Here is a 21,326-nt window from a genome sequence, read left to right on the forward strand (position 1 = left end):
CATGACGCTGCGTCGCGCCCTCGCCATCTGGACGGGACTGGCCGGTGTGGCACTGGCCGTTCTCGTGGCGTCGCTCATGCTAGGGAGCGTGCCGGTCTCGCTGCGCGAAATCGGCACGTTGCTGCTCGGCCATGACGCCGGTCTTGCCGGCGACGTGGTCTGGCGTCTGCGTCTGCCGCGTGCACTCGCCGCGTTCGCCTGTGGCGGCCTGCTCGCGGTCGCGGGCACGTTGATGCAAACGCTGTTGCGCAACCCGCTCGCTGACCCTTACGTGCTGGGCATTTCCGGCGGTGCGGGGGTTGCCGCGCTGGCGTCGCTGGCACTCATGCTGCCTTTTTTCTGGGTGCAGACGAGCGCCTTCGCTGGCGCGCTTGCGGCCATTGCCCTCGTGATGGCGCTGTCTCGCCGAAGCTTTCTACGCCATGACGATCACGACAGCAGTACCCAATTGTTGTTGACCGGCGTGATGATGGCCGCCGGCTTTGGCGCGCTCGCCACGCTCATTCTCACCCTCGCACCCGACGCCAGCCTGCGCGGCATGCTGTTCTGGCTCACGGGCGATCTGAACGGCGTCGACCGCGCCTGGTTGCCGCTGATCGCGCTCGCGGCGACGCTGCTCATCGTGTGTCCGGTCGCGCATCGCCTGAATGTGCTGCTGCGCGGCGAAGCGGTGGCGCATGGCGTGGGCGTGGCCGTCGGCCCCCTGCGCGCCCGCATCTATCTGGCGGCGTCGCTGGCAACCGCCGTGGCCGTGACCACCGCGGGCAGCATCGGCTTCGTCGGTCTCGTCGTGCCGCACATCCTGCGTCTGCGCTTCGGCAACGATCAGCGCATGCTGCTCCCGGCCGCCGCGCTCGGGGGTGGGGCGTTGCTGATGTTCGCCGATCTTGTGGCGCGCACAGTCATTGCGCCGACGCAATTGCCCGTTGGCGTCATCACGGCGATGATTGGCGTGCCCGTTTTCCTGTGGCTGCTTTCCCGACGGGCCATCCAATGAGCGCACCGCTGCTGCAAACACACGCGCTGACGCTGCGCGCCGCAGAGCGGGTGCTCGTGGACCAGCTCGATCTCGTGATCGCGCCGGGCGAGTGCTGGTGTCTGGCCGGCCCCAACGGCGCGGGCAAGACGACATTGCTCGGCACGCTCGCCGGACTGCGTCAGGTGGACGAGACACCGGCGCGCGGCGCCCCGCTCAGCGCCAGTGGCCGCGTGATGCTTGGCGGCAAGGCGTTGGCGCAGTGGCGACCGGCGTCGCTCGCCAAGGTGCGCGCGCTGATGCAGCAACAGACGCGCGACGCGTTCGGCGCCACCGCGCTCGAAGTGGTGCTGACGGGCCGTCATCCCTATCTGGCGCGAGGCCGCTGGGGGGCATGGGAGTCGGACGACGACATCGCCGCCGCCATGGCCGCCCTTGCGCAGGTTGGTCTGGAGCGCTTCGCCGCGCGCGACGTCACCACGCTCTCGGGGGGCGAGCGCCAGCGCGTATCGCTGGCCGCCGTGCTGGCGCAGGCCACGCCGTTGCTGTTGCTCGACGAACCGGTCTCGCATCTCGATCTTCATCACCAGATCGACGCGCTTGAGCGACTCGCCCGCCACGCCGAAGGCATTGATGCCGCCGTCATCTTCTCTTGCCACGATTTGAATCTGGCGCGACGTTTCGCCACGCACGCGCTGCTGCTCGACGGCCGTGGCGGATGGCGCGCCGGCCCGGTGAACGACGTGCTCTGCGCCGAGCATTGCAGCCACGCCTTCGGGTATCCGCTGCGCCTCATTCGCGATGGCGACGACGAGGCCCTCGTGCCCGTGCGTCGCCTGTAAATGGCGCGCATGATGCCCCGACGGGCGGGCGTACACTCTCATCCGCGTGCGGCCGTCTCGCGCCGTACGCCTGCTTTTGACAGGTGCTGTTCATGACACAAGAAACCCCGCAATCCCCATCCCAATCGGAAGCCGACGACGGGCGCAACGCGCGCCATCGCACGCGCATGGCGCGCAAGAAGGAGGTGATCGACGACAAGATCGCGCAGGCCCAGCGCGACTGTGGCGTGATCGTCGTCACGACCGGCAATGGCAAGGGCAAATCGAGCTCCGGCTTCGGCATGGTCGTGCGCGCGATGGGGCACGGCATGAAGACGGGCGTCGTGCAGTTCATCAAGGGCGCGATCCCGACGGGTGAGGAGACCTTCCTGCGCCGCTTTCCTTCGGAGTGCGAGTTTTTTGTGATGGGCGAGGGCTACACCTGGGAGACGCAGGACCGCACGCGCGACATCGCGAAGGCCGAAGCGGCCTGGGAGCAAGCGCGCCGAATGTTGCGCGACCCGTCGTTCGGTCTGGTGTTGTTCGACGAGTTGAACATTGCCCTCAAGCTCGACTATCTCGACGTCGACACAGTGATCGCCGATTTGCAGGCACGACCGGAGATGCAGCACGTGGTGATCACCGGACGCGGCGCCCCGCAAGCGCTGATCGATGTGGCTCACACCGTGACCGATATGACGCCGGTCAAGCATGCGTTTGCCCAGGGCATCCGTGCGCAGGCCGGCGTGGAAATGTAACCACTGCCTCATTGTTTCAGGACGTCACCGTATGAATGCTTTCAGCCCCTCGCTCGCCGAGCTTTTCGATATCGCCGCGCCTGCCGCGGCGATGGACGCCTCGCTCAGGCACGCCATTGACATCAAGACGAAGCCGCCCGGCAGCCTGGGCGCGCTCGAGCGCGTGGCCCATCAGGTCGGCCGGATTCAGCAGAGCGCGACGCCCGATCTCGCGCGTCCGGCCATGCTGGTGTTCGCGGGCGATCACGGCATCGTCGCTGCGGGCGTGAGTCCATATCCACAAGCCGTCACCGCGCAGATGGTGCATAACTTCCTGCGCGGCGGTGCGGCCATCAATGTGTTCTGCCGCACTCACGGCATTGGGCTGGAGGTCGTCAACGCGGGCGTTGCGGCTGATTTTCCGTCGCATGCATCGCTCGTCGACATTCCCGTGGCGCGCGGCACGCAGAACTTCCTCGAAGCGCCCGCCATGACCCGCGAGCAACTCGAAACGGCGTTGGCCGGCGGGGCCGCGCGCGTTGTGGCGCACGCCTCGCTCGGCACGCGCATGATTGGCTTTGGCGAGATGGGCATCGGCAACACGTCGTCGGCGGCATGTCTGATGCAGCGGCTGACCGGCCTGCCGCTCGCGGCATGTGTCGGGCGCGGCACCGGTGTCGACGACGCCGGTCTCGTGCGAAAGACCGCCATACTCGAGCGTGCGCTGGCGGCGCATCCGCACGTGGGGAATGGGATGCCGGATCCGCTGGAGACGCTCGCCACCTTTGGCGGCTTCGAGATCGCAATGATGACCGGTGCATATCTCGCGGCCGCGAAGTTGGGACTCGTCATCGTGGTGGACGGCTTCATCAGCACATCGGCGCTGTTGGTCGCCGCGCGCGTGTCGCCAGCGGTGCTCGACTATTGCGTCTTCGCGCACGCGTCGGACGAAACCGGCCATCGTGCCATGCTCGAGATCCTCACGGCGACGCCGTTACTGCAACTGGGCCTGCGTCTCGGCGAGGGCACGGGCGCTGCGCTCGCGATGCCGCTCATTCAGGCGGCCGCCGCGTTTCTGCGCGAGATGGCAACGTTCGAAGGGGCGGGCGTGAGTGAGCGCGAGGCGTCGGACCAATGACCCCCTCGTCCCCCGATCCCTCGCGCCCCGCGGGCGATGCCGATGCGCCGTCGAGCGCGTTGGCAACGCAGGATCGCCCGGCGCGCGAAGGAGCTTGCGCAGGGGCGTTCGGGGGCATCAAGGGACAGGTGCGGCTTTTCCTGACCGCGCTCGGGTTTTTCACCCGGGTGCCGATTCCGCCATGGGTCGGTCATTCGCCCGAGCAACTGAATGCCGCGACGCGTTATTTCCCGCTCGTCGGCGTGTTCGTCGGCGCGCTCGTCGCGTTGTTGACGGTGGCGATGGGCCGGTTGTGGTCGCCGCACCTCGCGATCGCATTGGGGTTGGGCATCAGTGTGCTGCTCACCGGGGCTTTTCATGAGGACGGGTTGGCCGATTCGGTCGACGCATTCGGCGGCGCGTTCACGCGCGAGCGCGTGCTGGAGATCATGCACGACTCGCGCATCGGCACCTACGGCGCGGTGGCGTTGTGGCTGGCGCTTGCCGTCAAATGGCAGGCCCTCGTCGACATACAGGCGGCGACGGGGTGGGGCGGCTTTGCCGTCGTGCTGATCGGCGCGCACGCCGCCAGCCGCAGTATGGCGATCAGTCTGTTGCGCTCGCTCGATTACGTGCGCCCGGAAGGCAAGGCCAAGCCGGTCGCGCAACGTTTGCATCTGCGCGAGCTGCTGTTTGGCGTGGCGTGCAGCGTGCCGTGGTGGGGGTGGCCCGACTGGCGCGCCGGCGTGACGGGCGCGGTGGTGCTGATCGCATTGCGCGCGGGCTTCATCCGGTATCTGCGCCGCCGTCTCGGCGGCTACACCGGCGACACGCTCGGTTTTGCCCAACAACTCGGCGAACTCGCGCTGTATCTCACGGTGTGCGCATGGATCTGATCCTGATGCGGCATCCGCCGCCCGATGTCGCGTCTTCCGTCTGTTACGGCCAGACCGACCTGCCGGTCGATGCGGCGCGCTTCGACGCGTGTGTCGCCGCGATGCGGGCCGGACTCGCGGCGCAACTCGATGGCCGCACGCCGACGGCGATTCACAGCAGTCCCTTGCTGCGCGCACGTCTCGCCGCCGACGCCTTGGCGACGTCGTTCGGCGTGCCGGTCACAGAAGATGCGCGTCTTGCGGAGATGGACTTCGGCGCGTGGGAAATGCGGCCGTGGGACACCCTCGACCGGCGCGATCTCGATGCGTGGGCACGCGACATCCATGGATTCTCGCCTCCCGGCGGTGAATCCGCGCGCGACGTCGTGTTGCGCATGCACGCGTGGGCGAGGGCGTTGCGTGCCGGCGCGAACGACGTGCATGTGGCCGTCGCCCACGCTGGACCGATTCGTCTGCACACCGCAACGGCGTTGCGCATGCCGACCACGGCATGCCTGTCATGGGCGCTCGACTTCGGCGCGCTCTGTCACCTTCACGTTGCCGACGACGGCCATGCGCGATTGATTCGCTGGAACGCGTGAGCGGCCGGGCGCCGCCCCGCGACGGCATTACTGCACGGCAGGTTGGCGACGTGCGCGAGCGATATCGAGGTCTTCACACATCGCGCGTGCGCCGTCGAGAATGCGCGGGCCGGGCCGGCTGATGAGGTCGCCGTCGATGCCGAACAGGTTGTTGTGGGCCACGGCAGGCAACTGCGGCCACTTGCGCCAGGCGTCGAGCGTGGCGAGCGGCTTGACGGACGCCGTTGCGCCAGACGTCGCCGTGAACATCGCTTCCGGTCGTTTGGCCAGTACCGCTTCGACGGACACGCGCGGCACGAGCGGCGCTTCGTCGGCGAAGGCGTTCACACCGCCGCACAGCCGGATCACGTCGCTCACCATGGCGTTGCCGTTGAGTGTCATGAGCGGTTGCGTCCACACCTGATAGAAGACCTCGACAGGCGAGCGCGATGCGTACTGCTTGCGCAGCGCTTCGTAGCGCGCGCGAAACGCTTGCGCCGACGCTTGCGCTTTGGCAGGTGTTCCCGTCAACGTGCCCAGCGTCTCGATTGCCGCGGGCAGATCCGTCAGATGCTTCGGCTCGGAATAGAAAATCGGTATTTTCAACTGTCTCAATGCTTCGACCTGACGCTGCGAGTTGCCATGCATCCACACGACGAGCAGGTCGGGTTTGAGCGAGAGAATGCGTTCGAGATCAAGCGCGCTGTTGTCGCCAACGCGCGGCAGGCGACGCGCGGCCTCGGGGTAGTCTGAGTAAGCGACCACGCCCACCACCTTGTCGCCCGCGCCGGCCGCAAACAGCAGCTCGGTCGCGTGCGGCGAGAGGCTCACCACGCGTTGGGCCGGCGCCGGGAGGGTGACCGTGGCACCGGCGTCATCTTTGACGGAGATGGCGGCGTGGGCACTGAGCGTGGCGAGCCAGGCAGCGGCCAGGGCGATTCCATAGCGGCGAATTCCGCGGAGACGGCAAAGCAGGGGCATGGCCGGAAGATTGAGCGGCATCTGGGCGGGCTTGGGGTTGAAGGACGTGGGTTGGCACGGTGGAGCGTCGCGAAAACGCACCGGCCCGCCGGCCGACTCGCCATTCTCTGCGGGTTGTGTCGTCGCGACAAGGGGCTGGCGTGCTGATCCCCGCGAACCGATGTCATGCATGAGAGGTCGAACGATGCGTGACGCGATAGGCTGGAGCGCGTCGGGACATCGGCAGACAATACTTACGGCCCGTGCGGGGGATTCTGGGAGTGGAAGTCGTGAAGCGAAATATCGGAATGAGGCGCGCGTTGACGCTCGCACTGGTGATGATGCTCGGTGCGTGTGCGGCGCCGGACGGACATGGTGGTGCGAGCGCCGCGAACGGCACGAGCAAGGTGCAAGCCTACGGCGTGATCGACGGTGGCGTAACGGTGGTCAAATAGTGGGACGTGTCGATAGACGCAGGGTGCGAAGCCTCGCGGGACAAAACGCTGGCGATCGCGCCTCAAGTGAAAACGACCGCGCCCCCCGGACTCCGGAGAGTTCAGGGGGCGCGATCGCTAACGCGTTGTCAGGGCGTGACTAAAGCGTGACTACATCCTGACTATAGCGTTACTGAAGCGAGACTCCGGCGACCGGTGGATGGCGCACCGTGTAACAGAACCGCTTGCGCGGCAGTGTCCGGCCAACCGGTTGGCGACCTTAGTTGGACGCCGGGGCCGGGGCGGCAGCACCTGCGTCCGACGCCGGCGCGCTCATGGCAGCGCCTGCATCGCTGGCCGGTGCGGCCGTGTCTGCCGCCGGTGCCGATGCCGACGTGTCGGCGGCCGGCGCGGCCGTTTGGTCTTCCTTCTTGGTGCAACCGACCGTCACGACAGCGGCGGTCAGGAGGGTCGCGAGCAACAGAGGCAGTTTTTTCATTTGGTCGTCCTTTTATCGGGGAAAGCCCTTGCGAAAGAACCTTCAGTCTAACGGCGCCCTTCGGCGATGACTGTATGCATTTGTTGCAGAAATGCTTCAATTTGTAACGAAAAAGGGCTCGCGTCTCACGTCGTTTGATACGAGGTAAGCGCAAATGAGGCGACCCTTCGGGCGCGTTACGAGGAAATTGGACGGCCCCTCACTTCCGCAGTTCCCTAAAATGTCATTCGGGGCGCGAGCCGTCGAGTGCCAACTGCAATCGCTGCCATTCGCCCTCGGTCGACGGCAGGCCGAGCCGCAGACTCGGCAAGGTCCGCGTTTCCCCTTTCGCCACGGCGATCGGACGTGCCTCGAAGAGACGTGTCCAGATGCCCTGCGCCGCCAACTGGGCGTGCCATCGCGGCGCCATCGCATGCGGTGTCCACGCGAAAAGGGGCGTGCCTTGCGCGGGCCAGCCCCGCCCTCGCAACAGCGCGAGCAGGCGCTCGCCGTCCTTCTCCAAACGCACGCGCGTCGCCGCTTGCCAGGCCGTATCGCGCAGGGCGGTTCGCACCGCGAACCTTGCCGGGCCGCTGACCGTCCACGCGCCAAGTCGCTCGGCCAAGCGCGTCGCCACCCCTTGCGGACAAAGCGCAAAGCCCGCGCGAATGCCCGCCAACCCGAAGAACTTGCCGACCGAGCGCAGCAGGACGAGGCCATCCTCGCCCGCGTGGCATGTCATCGACGCGTGGGGCGACACGTCGGCAAAAGCCTCGTCGACGATCAACATGCCACCGCGCTCAACAAGCAAACCTTGCCATCGGGAGAGGGTCTGGCGTGAAACGCACCGTGTCGTCGGATTGTCGGGATTGACCCACACGAGGTAGTCGACGTCGGGCAAGCCGGCCTCGGGCCCCAGCCATGGCACAAGGGTGTGTCCGGCTTGGGCGAAGGCCGGCGCGTACTCGCTGTAGGTGAGCGAGGCGACGGCGACGCGTCCCGGCGGCAGCAGCGCGGGTAACGCGCGAATGACGGCCTGCGATCCGGCGCACGGCACCACGGCCTGGACAGGCGCGCCGTAGTACTGCGCCGCCACGTCGCGCAGATCGTCGAAGGCATCGGGCAAGTCGCGCCAGACGCTCGCAGGCGGCATCGGCACGGGATAGCCGTTCGGATTGATGCCTGTGGACAGGTCGAGCCAGTCTTCGCGCGGCCGTTGATACCGCACAATGGCTTCGCCGAGATTGCCGCCATGGCGAGGCGCTGGTGACGCGTACAACGCGGGGAATGCCGTCTCGTTCACAACATTCCCGTCGGCACGCTATCGGCCTGTGAGGCCGCGAAAAGCGCCAGCGCGCCGCCGACGATCAGCCACATCCACATCGAGCGAGAGATGAGCCGCCACGCGGCCTCGATGTGCTGCGGCGACGGCGTCATGCCACAACCCAGCGCCGGACGTGCTTCCCACTCGCCGTGATAGCGGGCGGGGCCGCCCAATTGGACACCGAGACTGCCGGCACCAGCGGCCATCACCGGCCCGGCGTTCGGGCTGGACCAGGCGCTCGCCTGCGTGCGCCAGCAGTCGATGGCCCGGGCGACGTCGCCGAAGATGGCGTAGCTCGCAGCGGTCAGCCGCGCGGGAATCCAGTTGAGGGCGTCGTCGATGCGAGCGGCCGGCCGGCCGAAGTACAGAAACTTGTCGGTGCGATAGCCCCACATGGCGTCGAGCGTGTTCGCGAGTCGGAACAGCACGACGCCGGGCGCACCTGCGATGGCGAACCAGAACAGCGCGCCGAAGATGGCATCGTTGCCGTTCTCCAGCGTTGACTCCACCGCTGCGCGCGCGAGATCGGAGGCACTCGCGTCTTCAGTGTCGCGCGAGACGATGCGAGCGGTGAGCGCGCGCGCTTGCGCCAAGTCGCCGTCGCGCAGTGCCTGGGCGATGGGCATCACATGCTCGCGCAGGCTGCGCGCCCCCAGGGCGGCGTACAACGCGAGCGCCTGCCAGACAATGCCGCCCCAACCGGGCAGGAACGTCAGCGCCCAGGCGATCGCGACGGGCAGTACCAGCATGATCGCCCACGCCCAGGCGCCGCGCACCATGGCGCTGAACGGCTTGTCCTGGATGCCGGGCGCGTTGAGCCAGGCTTCGACGCCGTTGGCGATGTAGCCGAACCCGGCCAGCGGATGCCACCGGCGCGGCTCGCCGAGCCAGGCGTCGAGCAGTACGCCGATCAGGGCGGCGAGCCAGAGCGATTCGGGGGCGATGGCAGTGAGCATTGGCGATTATCCTTTGACGGTCATCGGCAATCCGGCGACGACAAAACGCACTTGCGGGGCGCGTGCCGCGACACGCTGGTTCAGACGGCCCAGCTCATCGACGTAGCGGCGCGTCAGCGAGCCCATCGGAATCACGCCGAGTCCGATTTCGTTGCTGACGACAACGATCTTGCCGGGCAGCGATTCCAGCGTCCGGTCGAGCGATTCGACGACACCGTGCCACTGCGTATCGCTGGCGGGCCCGTCGGGATGATCGTCGGGCGGGCAGAGCCAACCGGCCAGCCACAGCGGCAGACAGTCGACCAGTACGCAATGGCCGTCACGGGCGACGTCGCGCAGTGTTCCCGTGAGATCGCGTCCGACTTCCACGGTGCGCCAGTGCGCCGGACGGCTGGCGCGATGGTGGGCGATGCGCGCGCGCATCTCGGGCTCGTCGCTTACCGCGGCGGTAGCGACGTAGGTGACCGGCAGGCCGCTTTGTCCGGCGAGACGTTCGGCGAACGCACTCTTGCCGGAGCGCGCGCCACCCAGCACGAAAGTCAGGTCGAGGGCACTCATGGGCAATATTGTACGAGCGGCCGATGCGATAATTCGCGTCATGAGTGAATTCCCTGTCAATTTCGCGGCGCCCGCACGCGCCTATCGGGGCACCCTGATGATTCAGGGCACGTCGTCCGATGCCGGCAAGAGCACTTTGGTCGCCGGTCTGTGCCGTTTGCTCCATCGTGAAGGCGTGCGCGTGGCACCCTTCAAGCCGCAGAACATGGCGCTCAACAGTGCCGTGACGGCCGACGGCGGCGAGATCGGTCGGGCGCAGGCCTTGCAGGCGCAGGCGGCCGGCATCGCGCCGCACACCGACTTCAATCCCGTGCTGCTCAAACCGAGCAGCGACCGCGGCGCGCAGGTCATCATCGGCGGCAAGGTCATGGCCGATCTCGATGCGCGTGCGTATCACGAGTACAAGCCCCGTGCGATGGCCGCCGTGCTGGCCGCTTACCAGCGCTTGCGCACCGGCTACGATGCGGTGCTCGTCGAAGGGGCCGGCAGCCCGGCCGAGGTGAACCTGCGCGCGCGCGACATCGCGAACATGGGCTTCGCCGAGGCGGTCGACGCGCCAGTGTTGCTCGTCGCCGATATCGACCGGGGCGGTGTGTTCGCGCAATTGCTCGGCACGCTCGCGTGTCTGTCCGAGAGCGAGCGTGCACGCATCAAGGGTTTCGTCATCAACCGGTTTCGAGGCGATCCGTCGCTGTTGACCAGTGGCCTCGATTGGTTGGAGGCGCGCACCGGCATCCCGGTGCTGGGCGTGTTGCCCTATCTTCACGCCCTGCACCTGGATGGCGAAGACATGCTGCCCGACGAGCGCCACTCGGCCGCGCGCAGCGAGACGCGCCTGCGCGTCGCGGTACCCGCTTTGCCACGCATCAGCAATCACACCGACTTCGACGCCTTGCGGGCGCACCCGCAGGTCGATTTCCGCTATGTCGGTGCGGGCGAGTCGTGGCCCGACAGCGATCTCGTGATTCTGCCCGGCAGCAAGCATGTGCGTGCCGATCTGGCATGGCTGCGGGGGCAGGGTTGGGCGCCGGCCATCGCACGGCATCTGCGCTACGGCGGCAAGGTGCTAGGTATCTGCGGGGGCTTGCAGATGCTCGGGACGTCGATTCACGATCCGCTCGGGCTGGAAGGCGAGGCGGGGACGACCGCCGGCCTCGGATGGCTCGACCTCGAGACCACGATGCAGCCGCAAAAGCAGCTCCGTGTCGTGACGGGACACCTCGCCGTCGGCGATGCCCCCGTGAGCGGCTATGAGATCCACATGGGCGTGACGCACGGGGCGGCGCTCGAGCGGCCGGCTGTCTGGTTGGCGGGCGACGCGAGCCACGCGGCGCAATCGAGTGAAGCGGCCGCCCGCGCCGACGGCGCCCGCTCGGCCGACGATCAGGTGATGGGCACCTACCTGCATGGCCTGTTCGATACGCCACAGTCCCTGCAAGCGCTGCTCACGTGGGCCGGCGCCGGTGATGTCGAAGCGCAGGACTACAACGCGCTACGCGAGGCGTCGCTCGACCGGTTGGCTGATTCGCTGGCGGCGCATCTGGATCTATCGCGGGTCTGGGCATGTCTGCATGAGTGCACAGCGAAGGTGGACTGACGCGAGGCCGCCATCCCGCCGTTGTAAGATGAACGGCAAATCGACCTAGGGGAGTCTGCAATGCCGGTGATTGTGGTGGCGAATCCGAAGGGGGGAGTGGGCAAGAGTACGCTGGCGACGAATCTGGCCGGCTATCTGGCCGCGCAGGGGCATGCGGTGATGCTCGGTGACACGGATCGGCAGCAGTCGTCGCGGGCCTGGTTGGGCTTGCGCCCGCCTGGACTGCGTCCGATCGCCACCTGGGATGTCGATCACAACGATGTCGCCCGTCCACCCAAGGGCACGACCCATGCGGTGCTCGACACCCCCGCGGGTTTGCACGGCAAGCGGCTCGAGTCGATCCTCAAACTCGCCGACTACGTGCTGGTGCCGCTGCAGCCGTCGATCTTCGATATTCTCGCCACACGCGATTTCCTGCAAAAGCTGGGCGAGGAGCGGGCGGTGCGTCAGGGCGATGTGCGTATCGGCGTGGTCGGCATGCGGGTCGATGCCCGCACTCGCGCGGCCGATCAGCTCTCGCGCTACTGCGAGGAGGCCGGCTTGCCGGTGCTCGGCATGCTGCGCAACACGCAGAACTATGTGCAGCTCGCCGCGCACGGCCTCACGCTGTGGGACGTGGCGCCGGGACGCGTTGAGCGCGATCTGCCGCAGTGGGAGGGCATTACGGCCTTCGTCGCGAAGTGATCGTCTGCGCGGCGGTTAATGCGCCGGCGCGACGACAATGACCAAGGGGCCCGCAGGCCCCTTGGTCATTCGACACTTGTCGTTGGCGTTGACGCGCGGCCTTACTTGGCCGCTTGCGCCGCCTCGAAGGCGCGTGTCTCTTCCCACGCTTGCAGCGGCACGTGATCGCGTTCGCCCTTCTGCACGTTCTTCTCGTCGACGAACACCAGCTTGGGCTTGAACCCGGCCAGTACTTCCTTTTCCTCGACCTGTGCGTACGACACGATGATGACGACGTCGCCCAGTTGCGCGCGGCGGGCCGCGGCGCCATTGAGCGAGATCATGCCGCTACCGCGCTCGCCGCGAATGGCATAGGTCGTGAAGCGTTCGCCGTTGTTGACGTTGAAGATGTCGATTTGCTCATTTTCGACAAGGCCCGAGGCTTCGAGCAGATTCTCGTCGATCGCACACGAGCCTTCGTAATGCAATTCGCAATGCGTCACGGTGGCGCGGTGGATCTTCGACTTGAGCATGGTGCGGTACATGGCTTGCCTCTAGTATTACGGTGTCGCGCGAGCGGCGCGACGAAAGATGCGCGTGCAACCGGCACGCGCGGCTTGCGTCGGGAGCACACGGCAACGGTCGTTCGACCGTATGCGGCGTGCCCGGCGCTCAGATTTCGAGATTGTCGATCAGTCGTGTCGCGCCGAGCTTGGCGGCCGCAAGCACCACCAGGCTCTCGGCCGGTGCGGCGCCAGGGGCCGGCACGCGCAGGTTGGCGCGTTGGCGAATCGCCACGTAATCCGGCTTCCAGCCGCGCTCGGCCAGCGTTTGCATGGCTGCGGCTTCGAGCGCCGCATAGTCGGTTTTGCCCCCGTTGACGTCGTCGCGGACCTGGCCCAGCAGACGATAGAGCTGCGGCGCTTCCGCTCGCTCGGCGTCCGACAGGTAGCGGTTGCGCGAGGACAGCGCCAGGCCGTCGTCGGCACGCACGGTCTCGGCGGCGATGATTTCAATGGGCAGCGCGAACTGACGACACATGCTGCGCACGATCATCAGTTGCTGGTAATCTTTCTTGCCGAACACGGCCACGCGCGGCTGCACGCACGAGAAGAGCTTGGTGACGACCGTACACACGCCCTTGAAGAAGCCCGGGCGGAACTCGCCTTCGAGAATGTCGCCCAGATCGTGCGGCGGCTCGACGCGGTATTCCTGCGGCTCCGGATACATCTCCCTTTCGTCCGGCGAGAACAGCACGTAGACGTTCTCGCGCGTGAGCTTCTCGACGTCGTCCGCCATGGTGCGGGGATACTTGTCGAAGTCTTCGTTCGGTCCGAATTGCAGGCGGTTCACGAAGATGCTGGCAACGACCGGGTCGCCGTGCTGGCGCGCCAGCCGCATGAGCGACAGATGCCCGTCATGCAGATTGCCCATCGTGGGCACGAAGGCGACGCGATTCTGTCCGCGCAGTTGGTCGCGCAGTTCATGAATCGAAGGGATGACTTTCATTGAGGTTCCGTGCGTGGCGTACGTGTGTGTTACGTCCAGGCGTGGCGCGTGCCTTGTCTGGCAAGGGCGTGGCCGCCAAAACGTCCGGGCGATTGTAGAGGAAATCTCAATGGGCGTGCGCAAAACCGCGCTGGCATGGCGGACTCGCGCCGCCCCGAGTTTTCCTGGGCGCTTCGTTGGGCGCTCAGTTGGGCGAGTAGGTCAGGCGGACATAGATCGGCGCAAACGGCTCGGCCTGGGTGATCTCCAGCAACGACTCGCGCGAGAGTTCGAGCATGGCGATGAAGTTGACCACCACGACCGGCACGCCGCGCGTGACGTCGAACAGTTCGGTGAACTCCATGAAGCGTGCGCCTTGCAAGCGTCGCAGAATCTGGCTCATGTGCTCGCGCACGGACAACTCTTCACGCGAGATCTTGTGATGCTGCACGAGCTTGGCCCGGCGCAGCACTTCGGCCCACGCGGCGCGCAGGTCCTCGGCGTCGACATCGGGGAAGCGCGGCTGCAGGCTTTGCTCGATATAGACCTGCGAGCGCAGAAAGTCGCGGCCGAGCACCGGCAGCGTGTCAAGCTTCTGCGCGGCGAGCTTCATCTGTTCATACTCGAGCAGCCTGCGCACGAGTTCCGCGCGCGGGTCCTCGGCGTCTTCACCGGTGTCGGCCTTCTTGACCGGCAGCAGCATGCGCGACTTGATCTCGATGAGCATCGCGGCCATGAGCAGATACTCGGACGCGAGCTCGAGATTGGTCCGGCGGATCTGGTCGACGTAGAGCAGGTACTGCTTCGTGACCTGCGCCATCGGGATGTCGAGCACGTTGAAGTTCTGCTTGCGGATCAGATACAGCAGCAAGTCGAGCGGGCCTTCGAAAGCTTCGAGGAAGATCTCGAGCGCGTCCGGCGGGATATACAGATCGTTCGGCAGGGCGAAGAGCGGCTCGCCATACAGGCGCGCACGCGCCACGCCGTCAACCGTGTCGGGCGTGGAGTCCTGTCCGCTGTGCGGCGCGGGCAGCTCCGTCGTCGCGCTGCCGGCCGGGCGCGGCTGGGGCGATGCTGGCCCCGGCGCGTCCGGGGCTTCCGGTTGGTCCGAGATCTCCGGTGTGTACGATGCCTCTGACGCCGTCGCATCGACGTGCGCCGACGCGGGCGCGACGTCGGGGATCGGCTCGGGCGTGTGCGACGGATCGTCGGGCGGACTCGGATTCAAGACGGGACTCGGCCGGGCAGCGGCGACTTACTCGCCCTGATAGACGTAGGGCTGCTGGGCCACGCGCGACTGCTGGGCCTGGCGGCGCTCATCCAAATCGATCGGCTGCTTGTCCCACAGCAGGGCGCGACCTTGACGTTGTTCGGCTTCCAGCGTCGGCTTCTCGGTCTTCAGTTGCTTGATGAATTGGGTGATGTCGGATTCGTACATGGTCGATTGCTCGAAAAATAGGCAGCAGCGGCGCCATCGGGGCGGCGCCAATCGACGCAGATTCTACCGCAAACCCGTCCCTGGCCCACCGTTTTGGCTGTTTTGGGCCAAGCGGGTGAACGGGCGGAAGGGTTATGGTCAAATACGTCCCATATACGCCTTACGTGCGCATCGCCCGCGCCAATGCTGTGCCATGCTTGCACCCAGGGTGCGATTGAGCGCCATTGACCGCATGCCGCACGACCGGCGGCAATATTCAACACGCCAAGGAAGGTTTTGACCGTCTCGCAGATCCCACCCGGTGACGACGTTTGTCGTTGCCCAGTCGTGCCCCCTTTGCGCACGCTACCGGCCATGCTGATCACGCTGGCCGGCTTGACATTGGGCCTGGGAATGCCCGGTGCGGCGCAAGCCGACTATCGCGTTCGTGTCGACGCCCCCAACGGTCTGGCCAAGCTCCTGACGGACAACCTCGATCTCGTGCGCTACGCCGCGCGCGACGACATTGGCGAGGCCCAGTTCGAACATCTGATCGCGACCGTGGGCGAGCAGGTGCAGGAACTCACGTCGACGGAAGGTTATTTCTCGCCCGTCACGCGTGTGGACGTGGCCACCATCAACGGCAAGCGCGACGTTCACGTCGCAGTGGCTTCCGGCCCGCGGACGCATATCAAGAACGTCGATCTCACGTTCACCGGCCCGGTGATCGAGCAAGATCCACAGCGTGTCGCGCAGTTGCGCAATGCCTGGGCGTTGCCGGTGGATGCGCCGTTCCGTCAGGCTGACTGGGACAAGGCCAAGGACGACACCCTGTTCCAACTGGGGCAGAAGCGCTATCACGCGGCGAAAATGGCCTTCGCGCGCGCCGTGGTCGATGCCGATAACGACGCCGCCTCGCTCGTCGCGACGTACGAGAGCGGTCCGCCCTTCACCCTCGGTCCGCTCATCATCTCCGGTACGCGGCGCTATCCGGCGCAGATCATCCGCAATGTCAATCCGCTGTCCGAGGGCGAGCCGTTCGACGCCGAGCGCTTGCGGGAACTGCAGCGTCAGATTCAGGCCACGCCATACTTCTCGAACGTCATCATCTCGGTCACGGAGGACCCGGCGCGTGCCGAAAACGCACCGGTCGAAGTCAAGGTGCGCGAATTCCCCACGCAGCGCGTGCGAAGCGGGGTCGGCTATACGACCGATACCGGCGCGAGCGTCAACGGGCGTTATTCGTACTACAACCTGTTTGGCCGCGCGTGGACGTTCGACACGCAGGCGCGTCTGGAGCAGTATCGACAGGGCGGGTACGCCGAAATCGCCATGCCGCCCGACACCAGCGCGTACACCAACAGCCTTCGCGGATCGTTCGAGCGCACTTATCTGAATGGTCTCGATCAACGCTCGACCCAGATCGGCATCAAGCGCGCCCGCTCGCGCGATCGCTACGACTGGGCCTATACGCTCGACTTTTACCGCGCGGACGAACGTCCCGACGGCGGCCAGCCTTTCCTCAACAAGGCGCTCGTGGCGGCGTTTTCGTGGAACCGTCGCGATGTCGACGATTTGATCTTTCCGCGCAAGGGCAACATTGTGAACACGCAGATCGGCGTCGCGGCGAAGCCGGTCCTCACCGATCAGAGTTTCGGGCGTCTCTATGGCCGTATCCGTCAGTACTTTCCCGTGGGCCAACGTGACATCGTGATCGCGCGCCTGGAGCTTGGCGCCGTGCTCACCAATGGCAACAGCAACCGGATTCCGTCGTCGCTGCTGTTCTTCGCGGGTGGCACGTCGTCGATTCGCGGGTACACGTATCAGAGCATTGGCCGTCAGCAGAACGGCACCACGTTCCCCACGAAGTACCTTGGCACGGCAAGTCTCGAATATCAGCGCTGGGTCACGCGTGACTGGGGCGGGGCCGTGTTCTGGGACGTCGGCACGGCTACCGACGACTATCGCCATCCCACGCCGCTGTATCACGGCGTGGGGGTCGGTGTGCGCTGGCGCAGCCCGGTCGGGCCGGTGAACCTCGATCTGGGCTACGGCGTGCGCAACAAGCAGTTCCGTCCGGCCATCTCGTTAGGGGTGGCTTTCTGATGACGATGCCGCTCGATACCTCACTGCCGCCGCGTCCATCCGAGCCGCCTCCAACGCCCCCATCACCGCCTGCGCATCGCCGGCGATGGGGGCGAGCGCTGGCGGGCGTCGTACTCGCCGTCCTGCTCATTGTCGTGTTGGTCATTGGCGCGCTGCTCTGGGCGATGTCGAGCGAACGCGGCAGCCGCTGGCTGTGGCAGACAGCCGTGTCGACGCTCGGCGGCAAACTCTCGGGGGAATGGCGCAGCGGAAGCCTCGCGCACGGCTTCACCGTGAACGACCTGCGCTATCTCGACGGTGCGACGCGCATCACCGTGAGCCGACTCGAAAGCCGTTGGGACTTGCGCTTGCGCCCGCTGCATTTCACCGTCGACAAGTTGCAGGTGGGGGATGTGGAGATGGCGTTTGCGCCGTCGCCACCGTCGAGCACGCCCGCGACGATGCCGTCGAGCCTGCGTCTGCCGCTAGGCCTCACGCTGAACGACGTGCGTGTGGCGAAGCTCACACTGCATTCGCCTGCGCTGGTGCTGGAAGATGTTCGCGTCGCCGCGCGCAGCGACGGCACGCAACACACGATTCAGGTCGAACATCTCGGCACGCCCTACGGCGACGTGCGGGCGAATGTGCAGTTGAACGGCCGGCGTCCGTTCGCGCTGGGCGGCAACGTCGGCTTGCAAGCGAAGGCGGGCGATATTCCGGTCGCCCTGCAGGCCGACCTGTCCGGCTCGCTCGACGCGCTCGTCGTCGACTTGACGGCGACCGGAAAGACGCTGAACGGTACGGCGCACATTGCCGCGTCGCCGTTCAGCGCCGTGCCGCTCTCGCGCGCGCAGGTGTCGCTCGATCACCTCAATCCGCGCGACTTCGATCCCACGGCGCCGCAGGCAGATCTCGCGGTGCAGGCCGATTTGCGACCGGCGCCGGGGGCCAAAACATTCCGCGTGCTGGGGCCGGTGTCCGTGACGAACGCCAAGCCAGGGGCCATCGATGCCGGCGGGCTGCCGGTCGAAAGCCTGCGCACGCAGGTGCTGCTCGATGCGACGCATCAGGCGCTGACCGATATCGAGCTGAAGCTTGTGGGCGGTGGCCGGCTCACCGGCAGTGGCGAGCTGCGTCGGGAGAGGGGGGGCGTGTCGGTGGCGGCGACAACGGCGCCTGTCGCGTCGGCGGCAAAGGGGGCGAAGGGGGCGAATGCGGCCAGCGCCGCAAAGGCGGCGCCGCCGACGTCGCCGGATGCCGAGGCGACCGTCGGCGGCTTCGCTTTGACGATGCGCGATCTCGATCTGCGCGCGTTGTACCGCAAGCTGCCTGCGACGACGCTCGGCGGGCCGCTCGACATCAAGCTCGACGCCACCGGGCAACAAATCGTCCTCGATTGGCGCGACGCGGCCCGACGTGTGCTGGCCGACATCGGTCTCGATGCTAAGGGCACCACCGTCAACGCGCTCTCGCTGGAGGCCGGCGATCGCAAGGTTGCGGCCACCGGCGTTCTCGAAAACGACGACGCGGGCGCCTATCGGACCCAGATCAAGCTCACGCGCTTCGATCCCGCCGACTGGTACGACCTTTACGGCCCGCAAAAACGGGGTGCCAAGCCACCGGCGGCGAGCGTCACGGGGCAGGTCGATGCGCAGGGGGCGCTGCGTCCGGCGTTCGGACTCGCGCTCAAGTTTGCATTGCAGGACAGCGTCTACGCCGACTTGCCGATGAGCGGGTCGGGCACGGTGAGGCTGGCGGGCACGCGCCTGCTGCCCAGTGACGCCAACCTGCTCGTGGCAGGCAATCAGGTGCAACTGCGCGGCAGCTTCGGCACCGCGGGCGACAAGATGGCGGTGAAGATCGACGCGCCGTCGCTCGACAAGCTGGGCTTCGGCCTTGCCGGTCGCCTGCAAGTGGACGGGCAGGTGTCGGGCACGATCGAGCGTCCGGTCGTGGTCGCGACGCTCGCGGCCGACAAGCTTGTCTTCGGGGCGCAAAAGCTCCAGCATCTGAGCGGGAAGGTGGACGTCAGCGGCGGCCTGCCGGGCGCGGCGGGCGACCGGCTGAACGTGACGCTCGAGGGCCAGGGCCTGACCAGCGACATCGCGCGGCTCGACCGGCTCTCGCTCGCGCTGGCGGGCACGCGCGGCGCACACACATTGCATCTGAAGGCGGCCGGCAAGCTTCGCGAAGCGCCGCTCGACATGAATCTCGATGCCGCCGGCGCTGTGACCGATACGCGCGGCAAGCCAGGCTGGCGCGGCACGATCCAGACGCTCGAGAACCGGGGCGTGCCGAAGCTCACCCTTGCGTCCCCGTGGCAGGTCCAGGTGAGTGCCGATCGCGTACATCTTGGCGCGGCCAAACTCGTGACGGATGCAGGGACGGCGTTGCTGGCAAACCTCGACTACGGCGATGGGCAACTGAAGACGGCGGGCACCCTCGACACGCTCGACGTCGCGCAGGTGCTGCGCGTCATGCACGCGTTCACGGGCGAGTCGCCGTCGGTCGCCAGCGACCTCGTGCTCGACGGCAAATGGGACGTGCACACCGGTCAGCGTGCCGACGGCTTTGTCGAAGTCGTGCGGCGCAGTGGTGACGTCACGTTGCGCCGCGGCGGGTTGAACGAGAGCGTGAACGTGACGGTGACAGGCGTTCCCGGCCTGACGGCGGAGAAGGGCGGCGTGGGGGCGCGCGTGCCGCTCGGGATCTCGGCGCTGCGCGCGCGCGTCGACCTGGCGGGGCAGACAGCGCACGTCACGCTAAAGGCCGTCTCGTCGCTGGTCGGCACGTTGGACGCCGACATACAGGCGGGCCTGCATGTGCAGGGCGGCATTCCCGAGGTGCAGGACACCGCGCCGCTCGCCGGACGCCTCGCCATTGCCATTCCCGATCTCTCGAATTTCGAGCGTCTGGCCGGGGCGCAATTTGCCTTCAAGGGGCGTGCGAACCTGCAAGTGACGCTCGCGGGCACGGTAGGCAAGCCACGTCCCACCGGCGAGCTGACCGCCGACGATCTGTCGATGCAGATGTTCGACACGGGCGTGCGCGTCAAGAACGGGCGGGTGCGCATTGCGCTCACCCCGACCGAGATCGTGCTGCGCGACGTGGTCGTTACGGGCGGTGGCGGGGGCACGGCGCGGGCGACGGGCAACATCCGGCTCGACACGCCCGAGCCGACGCTTGGCGTTACGCTCACGGCCGACAAGCTGCAATTGTTCGCCGCGCCGGACCGGCAGTTATCCCTTACCGGCGAGGCGAAGGCGATGGGCAGTGGCGACGCGACGGCCGTGACTGGCAAGTTCACCATCGACCGGGCCCGTTTTGCGCTGCCGCCGACCAGCGCGCCGAAGCTTGGCGACGATGTCGTGGTGGTGCGCGGCGGCGCGCAGGCCCGCACCCGGCCGCTCGATGCGAAGGAAGAGGCTGCCCGCATCAGCGCGAAGCCGGCCAGCCGCTTCTCGCCGCACATCAACGTGGACGTGGATCTGGGGCGGGACTTCCGTTTCGTCGGTGCCGGGGCCGACCTGCTGTTGCGCGGCAGCGTGCGCTTGCAGAGTGACCCGCTCACGACGATGCGCGCAACCGGCACCATCACGGTGGCGGAGGGCACGTACGAGGCGTTCGACCGGAAGCTCGCGATCGAGCGCGGTCAGATCAACTTCGTCGGCCCGCTCGACAATCCGGACATCTACATTCAGGCGATGCGCCGCAATCAGGAAGTCGCCGCCGGGGTGCTGGTGACGGGCACGGTGCGCCAGCCGCGTGTGTCGCTCGTCTCCGAGCCGAACGTGTCGGACGAGGAGAAGCTCTCATGGCTGATGTTCGGCCACGGCCCCGATGGCGCGGGGCTCGGCCAGCGTCAGGCGATGGCGGGGGCGGCTACGGCGCTGCTCGGGGCCACGGGCGGCAGACGCATCATCAAGGATCTCGGGATCGACGAGTTCAGCATCGGCACCAGCGATTCGGGCCTGTCGGACGACGAGCAGGTGGTGAAGGTGGGCAAGGCAATCTCGGACAACTTCGCCCTGGGATACGAGCAAAGTCTGACCAGCGCCGCGAGTATCGTGAAGATTACCTGGCAGGTGTCGCGTCGCTGGCAATTGGTGCTGCGCACCGGTTCGCTGTCCGGCTTCGACGTGCTGTTCAACCGTCGCTTCGACTGATCGATGCGGGGACGCCACGGCGCGCCAAATGCGTGGAAAAAATACGGGAAGAGGAGGTGTTGTCGATGACAACGTTGCGCAGTTTCGTTCACC

Annotated in this window: 20 protein-coding genes; 11 read left to right on the forward strand and 9 right to left on the reverse strand. The window is 66.8% G+C overall.

The genetic code is table 11. The features are described 5' to 3' along the window. Position 1 precedes the first annotated feature (1 nt). The 6 genes from OYT13_RS05735 to OYT13_RS05760 all read left to right on the forward strand — a co-directional run bounded on the left by OYT13_RS05735 (position 2) and on the right by OYT13_RS05760 (position 5,128). On the forward strand, positions 2-997 hold the full coding sequence (locus OYT13_RS05735) for a FecCD family ABC transporter permease (RefSeq protein ID WP_261939028.1): 996 nt from the start codon (positions 2-4) through the stop codon (positions 995-997). Further along, on the forward strand, positions 994-1,818 hold the full coding sequence (locus OYT13_RS05740; RefSeq protein ID WP_268567397.1) for an ABC transporter ATP-binding protein: 825 nt from the start codon (positions 994-996) through the stop codon (positions 1,816-1,818). Before OYT13_RS05735 ends, OYT13_RS05740 begins: the two co-directional genes overlap by 4 nt. Positions 1,819-1,910: 92 nt before the next feature. Beyond that, entirely contained in the window at positions 1,911-2,555 is a 645-nt protein-coding gene (gene cobO / locus OYT13_RS05745; RefSeq protein ID WP_268567398.1) for a cob(I)yrinic acid a,c-diamide adenosyltransferase, read from the forward strand. Between the two features lie 31 nt (positions 2,556-2,586). Then, positions 2,587-3,672 carry a nicotinate-nucleotide--dimethylbenzimidazole phosphoribosyltransferase gene (gene cobT, locus OYT13_RS05750; protein WP_442796457.1) on the forward strand — a complete coding sequence of 362 codons (1,086 nt, stop codon included), beginning with the start codon at positions 2,587-2,589 and terminating at the stop codon, positions 3,670-3,672. Next, positions 3,669-4,547, forward strand: coding sequence for an adenosylcobinamide-GDP ribazoletransferase (locus OYT13_RS05755; RefSeq protein WP_268567399.1), 879 nt, complete (start codon positions 3,669-3,671; stop codon positions 4,545-4,547). The genes cobT and OYT13_RS05755 overlap by 4 nt, the downstream gene beginning before the upstream one ends. Then, positions 4,538-5,128 (forward strand): histidine phosphatase family protein, encoded by a 591-nt coding sequence (locus tag OYT13_RS05760; protein ID WP_268567400.1) that lies wholly within the window; start codon positions 4,538-4,540, stop codon positions 5,126-5,128. The genes OYT13_RS05755 and OYT13_RS05760 overlap by 10 nt, the downstream gene beginning before the upstream one ends. Before the next feature lie 27 nt (positions 5,129-5,155). On the opposite strand, the gene OYT13_RS05765 is transcribed toward OYT13_RS05760, so the two are convergent. Next, a complete protein-coding gene (locus OYT13_RS05765; protein WP_268567401.1) occupies positions 5,156-6,109 on the reverse strand; it encodes a cobalamin-binding protein in 954 nt (317 codons plus the stop codon). Between the two features lie 248 nt (positions 6,110-6,357). Between OYT13_RS05765 and OYT13_RS05770 the strand changes: the two genes are divergently transcribed. Then, a complete protein-coding gene (locus tag OYT13_RS05770; RefSeq protein ID WP_261939025.1) occupies positions 6,358-6,522 on the forward strand; it encodes a hypothetical protein in 165 nt (54 codons plus the stop codon). Between the two features lie 259 nt (positions 6,523-6,781). Here OYT13_RS05770 and OYT13_RS05775 read toward each other — a convergent pair whose 3' ends face one another. From OYT13_RS05775 to cobU, 4 genes are all read right to left on the reverse strand, one after another. After that, a complete protein-coding gene (locus OYT13_RS05775; RefSeq protein ID WP_017235042.1) occupies positions 6,782-7,000 on the reverse strand; it encodes a hypothetical protein in 219 nt (72 codons plus the stop codon). A gap of 223 nt (positions 7,001-7,223) precedes the next feature. Then, positions 7,224-8,282, reverse strand: coding sequence for a threonine-phosphate decarboxylase CobD (gene cobD, locus OYT13_RS05780; protein WP_268567402.1), 1,059 nt, complete (start codon positions 8,280-8,282; stop codon positions 7,224-7,226). Then, positions 8,279-9,259 carry an adenosylcobinamide-phosphate synthase CbiB gene (cbiB, locus tag OYT13_RS05785; RefSeq protein WP_017235044.1) on the reverse strand — a complete coding sequence of 327 codons (981 nt, stop codon included), beginning with the start codon at positions 9,257-9,259 and terminating at the stop codon, positions 8,279-8,281. Before cbiB ends, cobD begins: the two co-directional genes overlap by 4 nt. Before the next feature lie 6 nt (positions 9,260-9,265). Continuing rightward, entirely contained in the window at positions 9,266-9,817 is a 552-nt protein-coding gene (gene cobU, locus OYT13_RS05790) for a bifunctional adenosylcobinamide kinase/adenosylcobinamide-phosphate guanylyltransferase (RefSeq protein ID WP_017235045.1), read from the reverse strand. 40 nt (positions 9,818-9,857) lie between these two features. On the opposite strand from cobU, the gene OYT13_RS05795 reads away from it, so the two are divergent. Then, a complete protein-coding gene (locus OYT13_RS05795; RefSeq protein WP_026132164.1) occupies positions 9,858-11,414 on the forward strand; it encodes a cobyric acid synthase in 1,557 nt (518 codons plus the stop codon). 60 nt (positions 11,415-11,474) lie between these two features. After that, positions 11,475-12,098 (forward strand): ParA family protein, encoded by a 624-nt coding sequence (locus OYT13_RS05800; RefSeq protein ID WP_017235047.1) that lies wholly within the window; start codon positions 11,475-11,477, stop codon positions 12,096-12,098. A gap of 101 nt (positions 12,099-12,199) precedes the next feature. Here OYT13_RS05800 and panD read toward each other — a convergent pair whose 3' ends face one another. The 4 genes from panD to OYT13_RS05820 form a co-directional block, all read right to left on the reverse strand. Beyond that, on the reverse strand, positions 12,200-12,622 hold the full coding sequence (gene panD / locus OYT13_RS05805) for an aspartate 1-decarboxylase (RefSeq protein ID WP_017235048.1): 423 nt from the start codon (positions 12,620-12,622) through the stop codon (positions 12,200-12,202). A 127-nt stretch (positions 12,623-12,749) separates the two neighbouring features. Then, on the reverse strand, positions 12,750-13,586 hold the full coding sequence (gene panC / locus OYT13_RS05810; protein WP_268567403.1) for a pantoate--beta-alanine ligase: 837 nt from the start codon (positions 13,584-13,586) through the stop codon (positions 12,750-12,752). Positions 13,587-13,770: 184 nt separating this feature from the next. Then, positions 13,771-14,598: a segregation and condensation protein A gene (locus tag OYT13_RS05815; protein WP_051060282.1), complete on the reverse strand. Its 828-nt coding sequence runs from the start codon at positions 14,596-14,598 to the stop codon at positions 13,771-13,773. A 222-nt stretch (positions 14,599-14,820) separates the two neighbouring features. Then, complete coding sequence (locus tag OYT13_RS05820; RefSeq protein ID WP_017235051.1) at positions 14,821-15,003, reverse strand: DUF3460 family protein; 183 nt, start codon at positions 15,001-15,003, stop codon at positions 14,821-14,823. A 354-nt stretch (positions 15,004-15,357) separates the two neighbouring features. Here OYT13_RS05820 and OYT13_RS05825 point away from each other — a divergent pair, with 354 nt between their 5' ends. Together OYT13_RS05825 and OYT13_RS05830 are read left to right on the forward strand one after the other, a co-directional pair. Further along, positions 15,358-17,088, forward strand: coding sequence for an autotransporter assembly complex protein TamA (locus tag OYT13_RS05825; RefSeq protein WP_268567404.1), 1,731 nt, complete (start codon positions 15,358-15,360; stop codon positions 17,086-17,088). Beyond that, on the forward strand, positions 17,088-21,233 hold the full coding sequence (locus tag OYT13_RS05830) for a translocation/assembly module TamB domain-containing protein (protein WP_268567405.1): 4,146 nt from the start codon (positions 17,088-17,090) through the stop codon (positions 21,231-21,233). The genes OYT13_RS05825 and OYT13_RS05830 overlap by 1 nt, the downstream gene beginning before the upstream one ends. The last annotated feature ends 93 nt before the right edge of the window (positions 21,234-21,326 follow it).

Source organism: Pandoraea sp. XJJ-1, from assembly GCF_026802345.1.
In the GTDB taxonomy this organism is placed as follows: domain Bacteria; phylum Pseudomonadota; class Gammaproteobacteria; order Burkholderiales; family Burkholderiaceae; genus Pandoraea; species Pandoraea cepalis.

What these genes read in the sequence shown, in the direction of transcription:
- OYT13_RS05735 (WP_261939028.1), top strand. Translation starts at nt 2, where the DNA reads ATGACGCTGCGTCGCGCCCTCGCCATCTGGACGGGACTGGCCGGTGTG.
- OYT13_RS05740 (WP_268567397.1), top strand. Translation starts at nt 994, where the DNA reads ATGAGCGCACCGCTGCTGCAAACACACGCGCTGACGCTGCGCGCCGCA.
- cobO (WP_268567398.1), top strand. Translation starts at nt 1,911, where the DNA reads ATGACACAAGAAACCCCGCAATCCCCATCCCAATCGGAAGCCGACGAC.
- cobT (WP_442796457.1), top strand. Translation starts at nt 2,587, where the DNA reads ATGAATGCTTTCAGCCCCTCGCTCGCCGAGCTTTTCGATATCGCCGCG.
- OYT13_RS05755 (WP_268567399.1), top strand. Translation starts at nt 3,669, where the DNA reads ATGACCCCCTCGTCCCCCGATCCCTCGCGCCCCGCGGGCGATGCCGAT.
- OYT13_RS05760 (WP_268567400.1), top strand. Translation starts at nt 4,538, where the DNA reads ATGGATCTGATCCTGATGCGGCATCCGCCGCCCGATGTCGCGTCTTCC.
- OYT13_RS05765 (WP_268567401.1), bottom strand. Translation starts at nt 6,109, where the DNA reads ATGCCGCTCAATCTTCCGGCCATGCCCCTGCTTTGCCGTCTCCGCGGA.
- OYT13_RS05775 (WP_017235042.1), bottom strand. Translation starts at nt 7,000, where the DNA reads ATGAAAAAACTGCCTCTGTTGCTCGCGACCCTCCTGACCGCCGCTGTC.
- cbiB (WP_017235044.1), bottom strand. Translation starts at nt 9,259, where the DNA reads ATGCTCACTGCCATCGCCCCCGAATCGCTCTGGCTCGCCGCCCTGATC.
- cobU (WP_017235045.1), bottom strand. Translation starts at nt 9,817, where the DNA reads ATGAGTGCCCTCGACCTGACTTTCGTGCTGGGTGGCGCGCGCTCCGGC.
- OYT13_RS05795 (WP_026132164.1), top strand. Translation starts at nt 9,858, where the DNA reads ATGAGTGAATTCCCTGTCAATTTCGCGGCGCCCGCACGCGCCTATCGG.
- OYT13_RS05800 (WP_017235047.1), top strand. Translation starts at nt 11,475, where the DNA reads ATGCCGGTGATTGTGGTGGCGAATCCGAAGGGGGGAGTGGGCAAGAGT.
- panD (WP_017235048.1), bottom strand. Translation starts at nt 12,622, where the DNA reads ATGTACCGCACCATGCTCAAGTCGAAGATCCACCGCGCCACCGTGACG.
- panC (WP_268567403.1), bottom strand. Translation starts at nt 13,586, where the DNA reads ATGAAAGTCATCCCTTCGATTCATGAACTGCGCGACCAACTGCGCGGA.
- OYT13_RS05820 (WP_017235051.1), bottom strand. Translation starts at nt 15,003, where the DNA reads ATGTACGAATCCGACATCACCCAATTCATCAAGCAACTGAAGACCGAG.
- OYT13_RS05825 (WP_268567404.1), top strand. Translation starts at nt 15,358, where the DNA reads ATGCTGATCACGCTGGCCGGCTTGACATTGGGCCTGGGAATGCCCGGT.
- OYT13_RS05830 (WP_268567405.1), top strand. Translation starts at nt 17,088, where the DNA reads ATGACGATGCCGCTCGATACCTCACTGCCGCCGCGTCCATCCGAGCCG.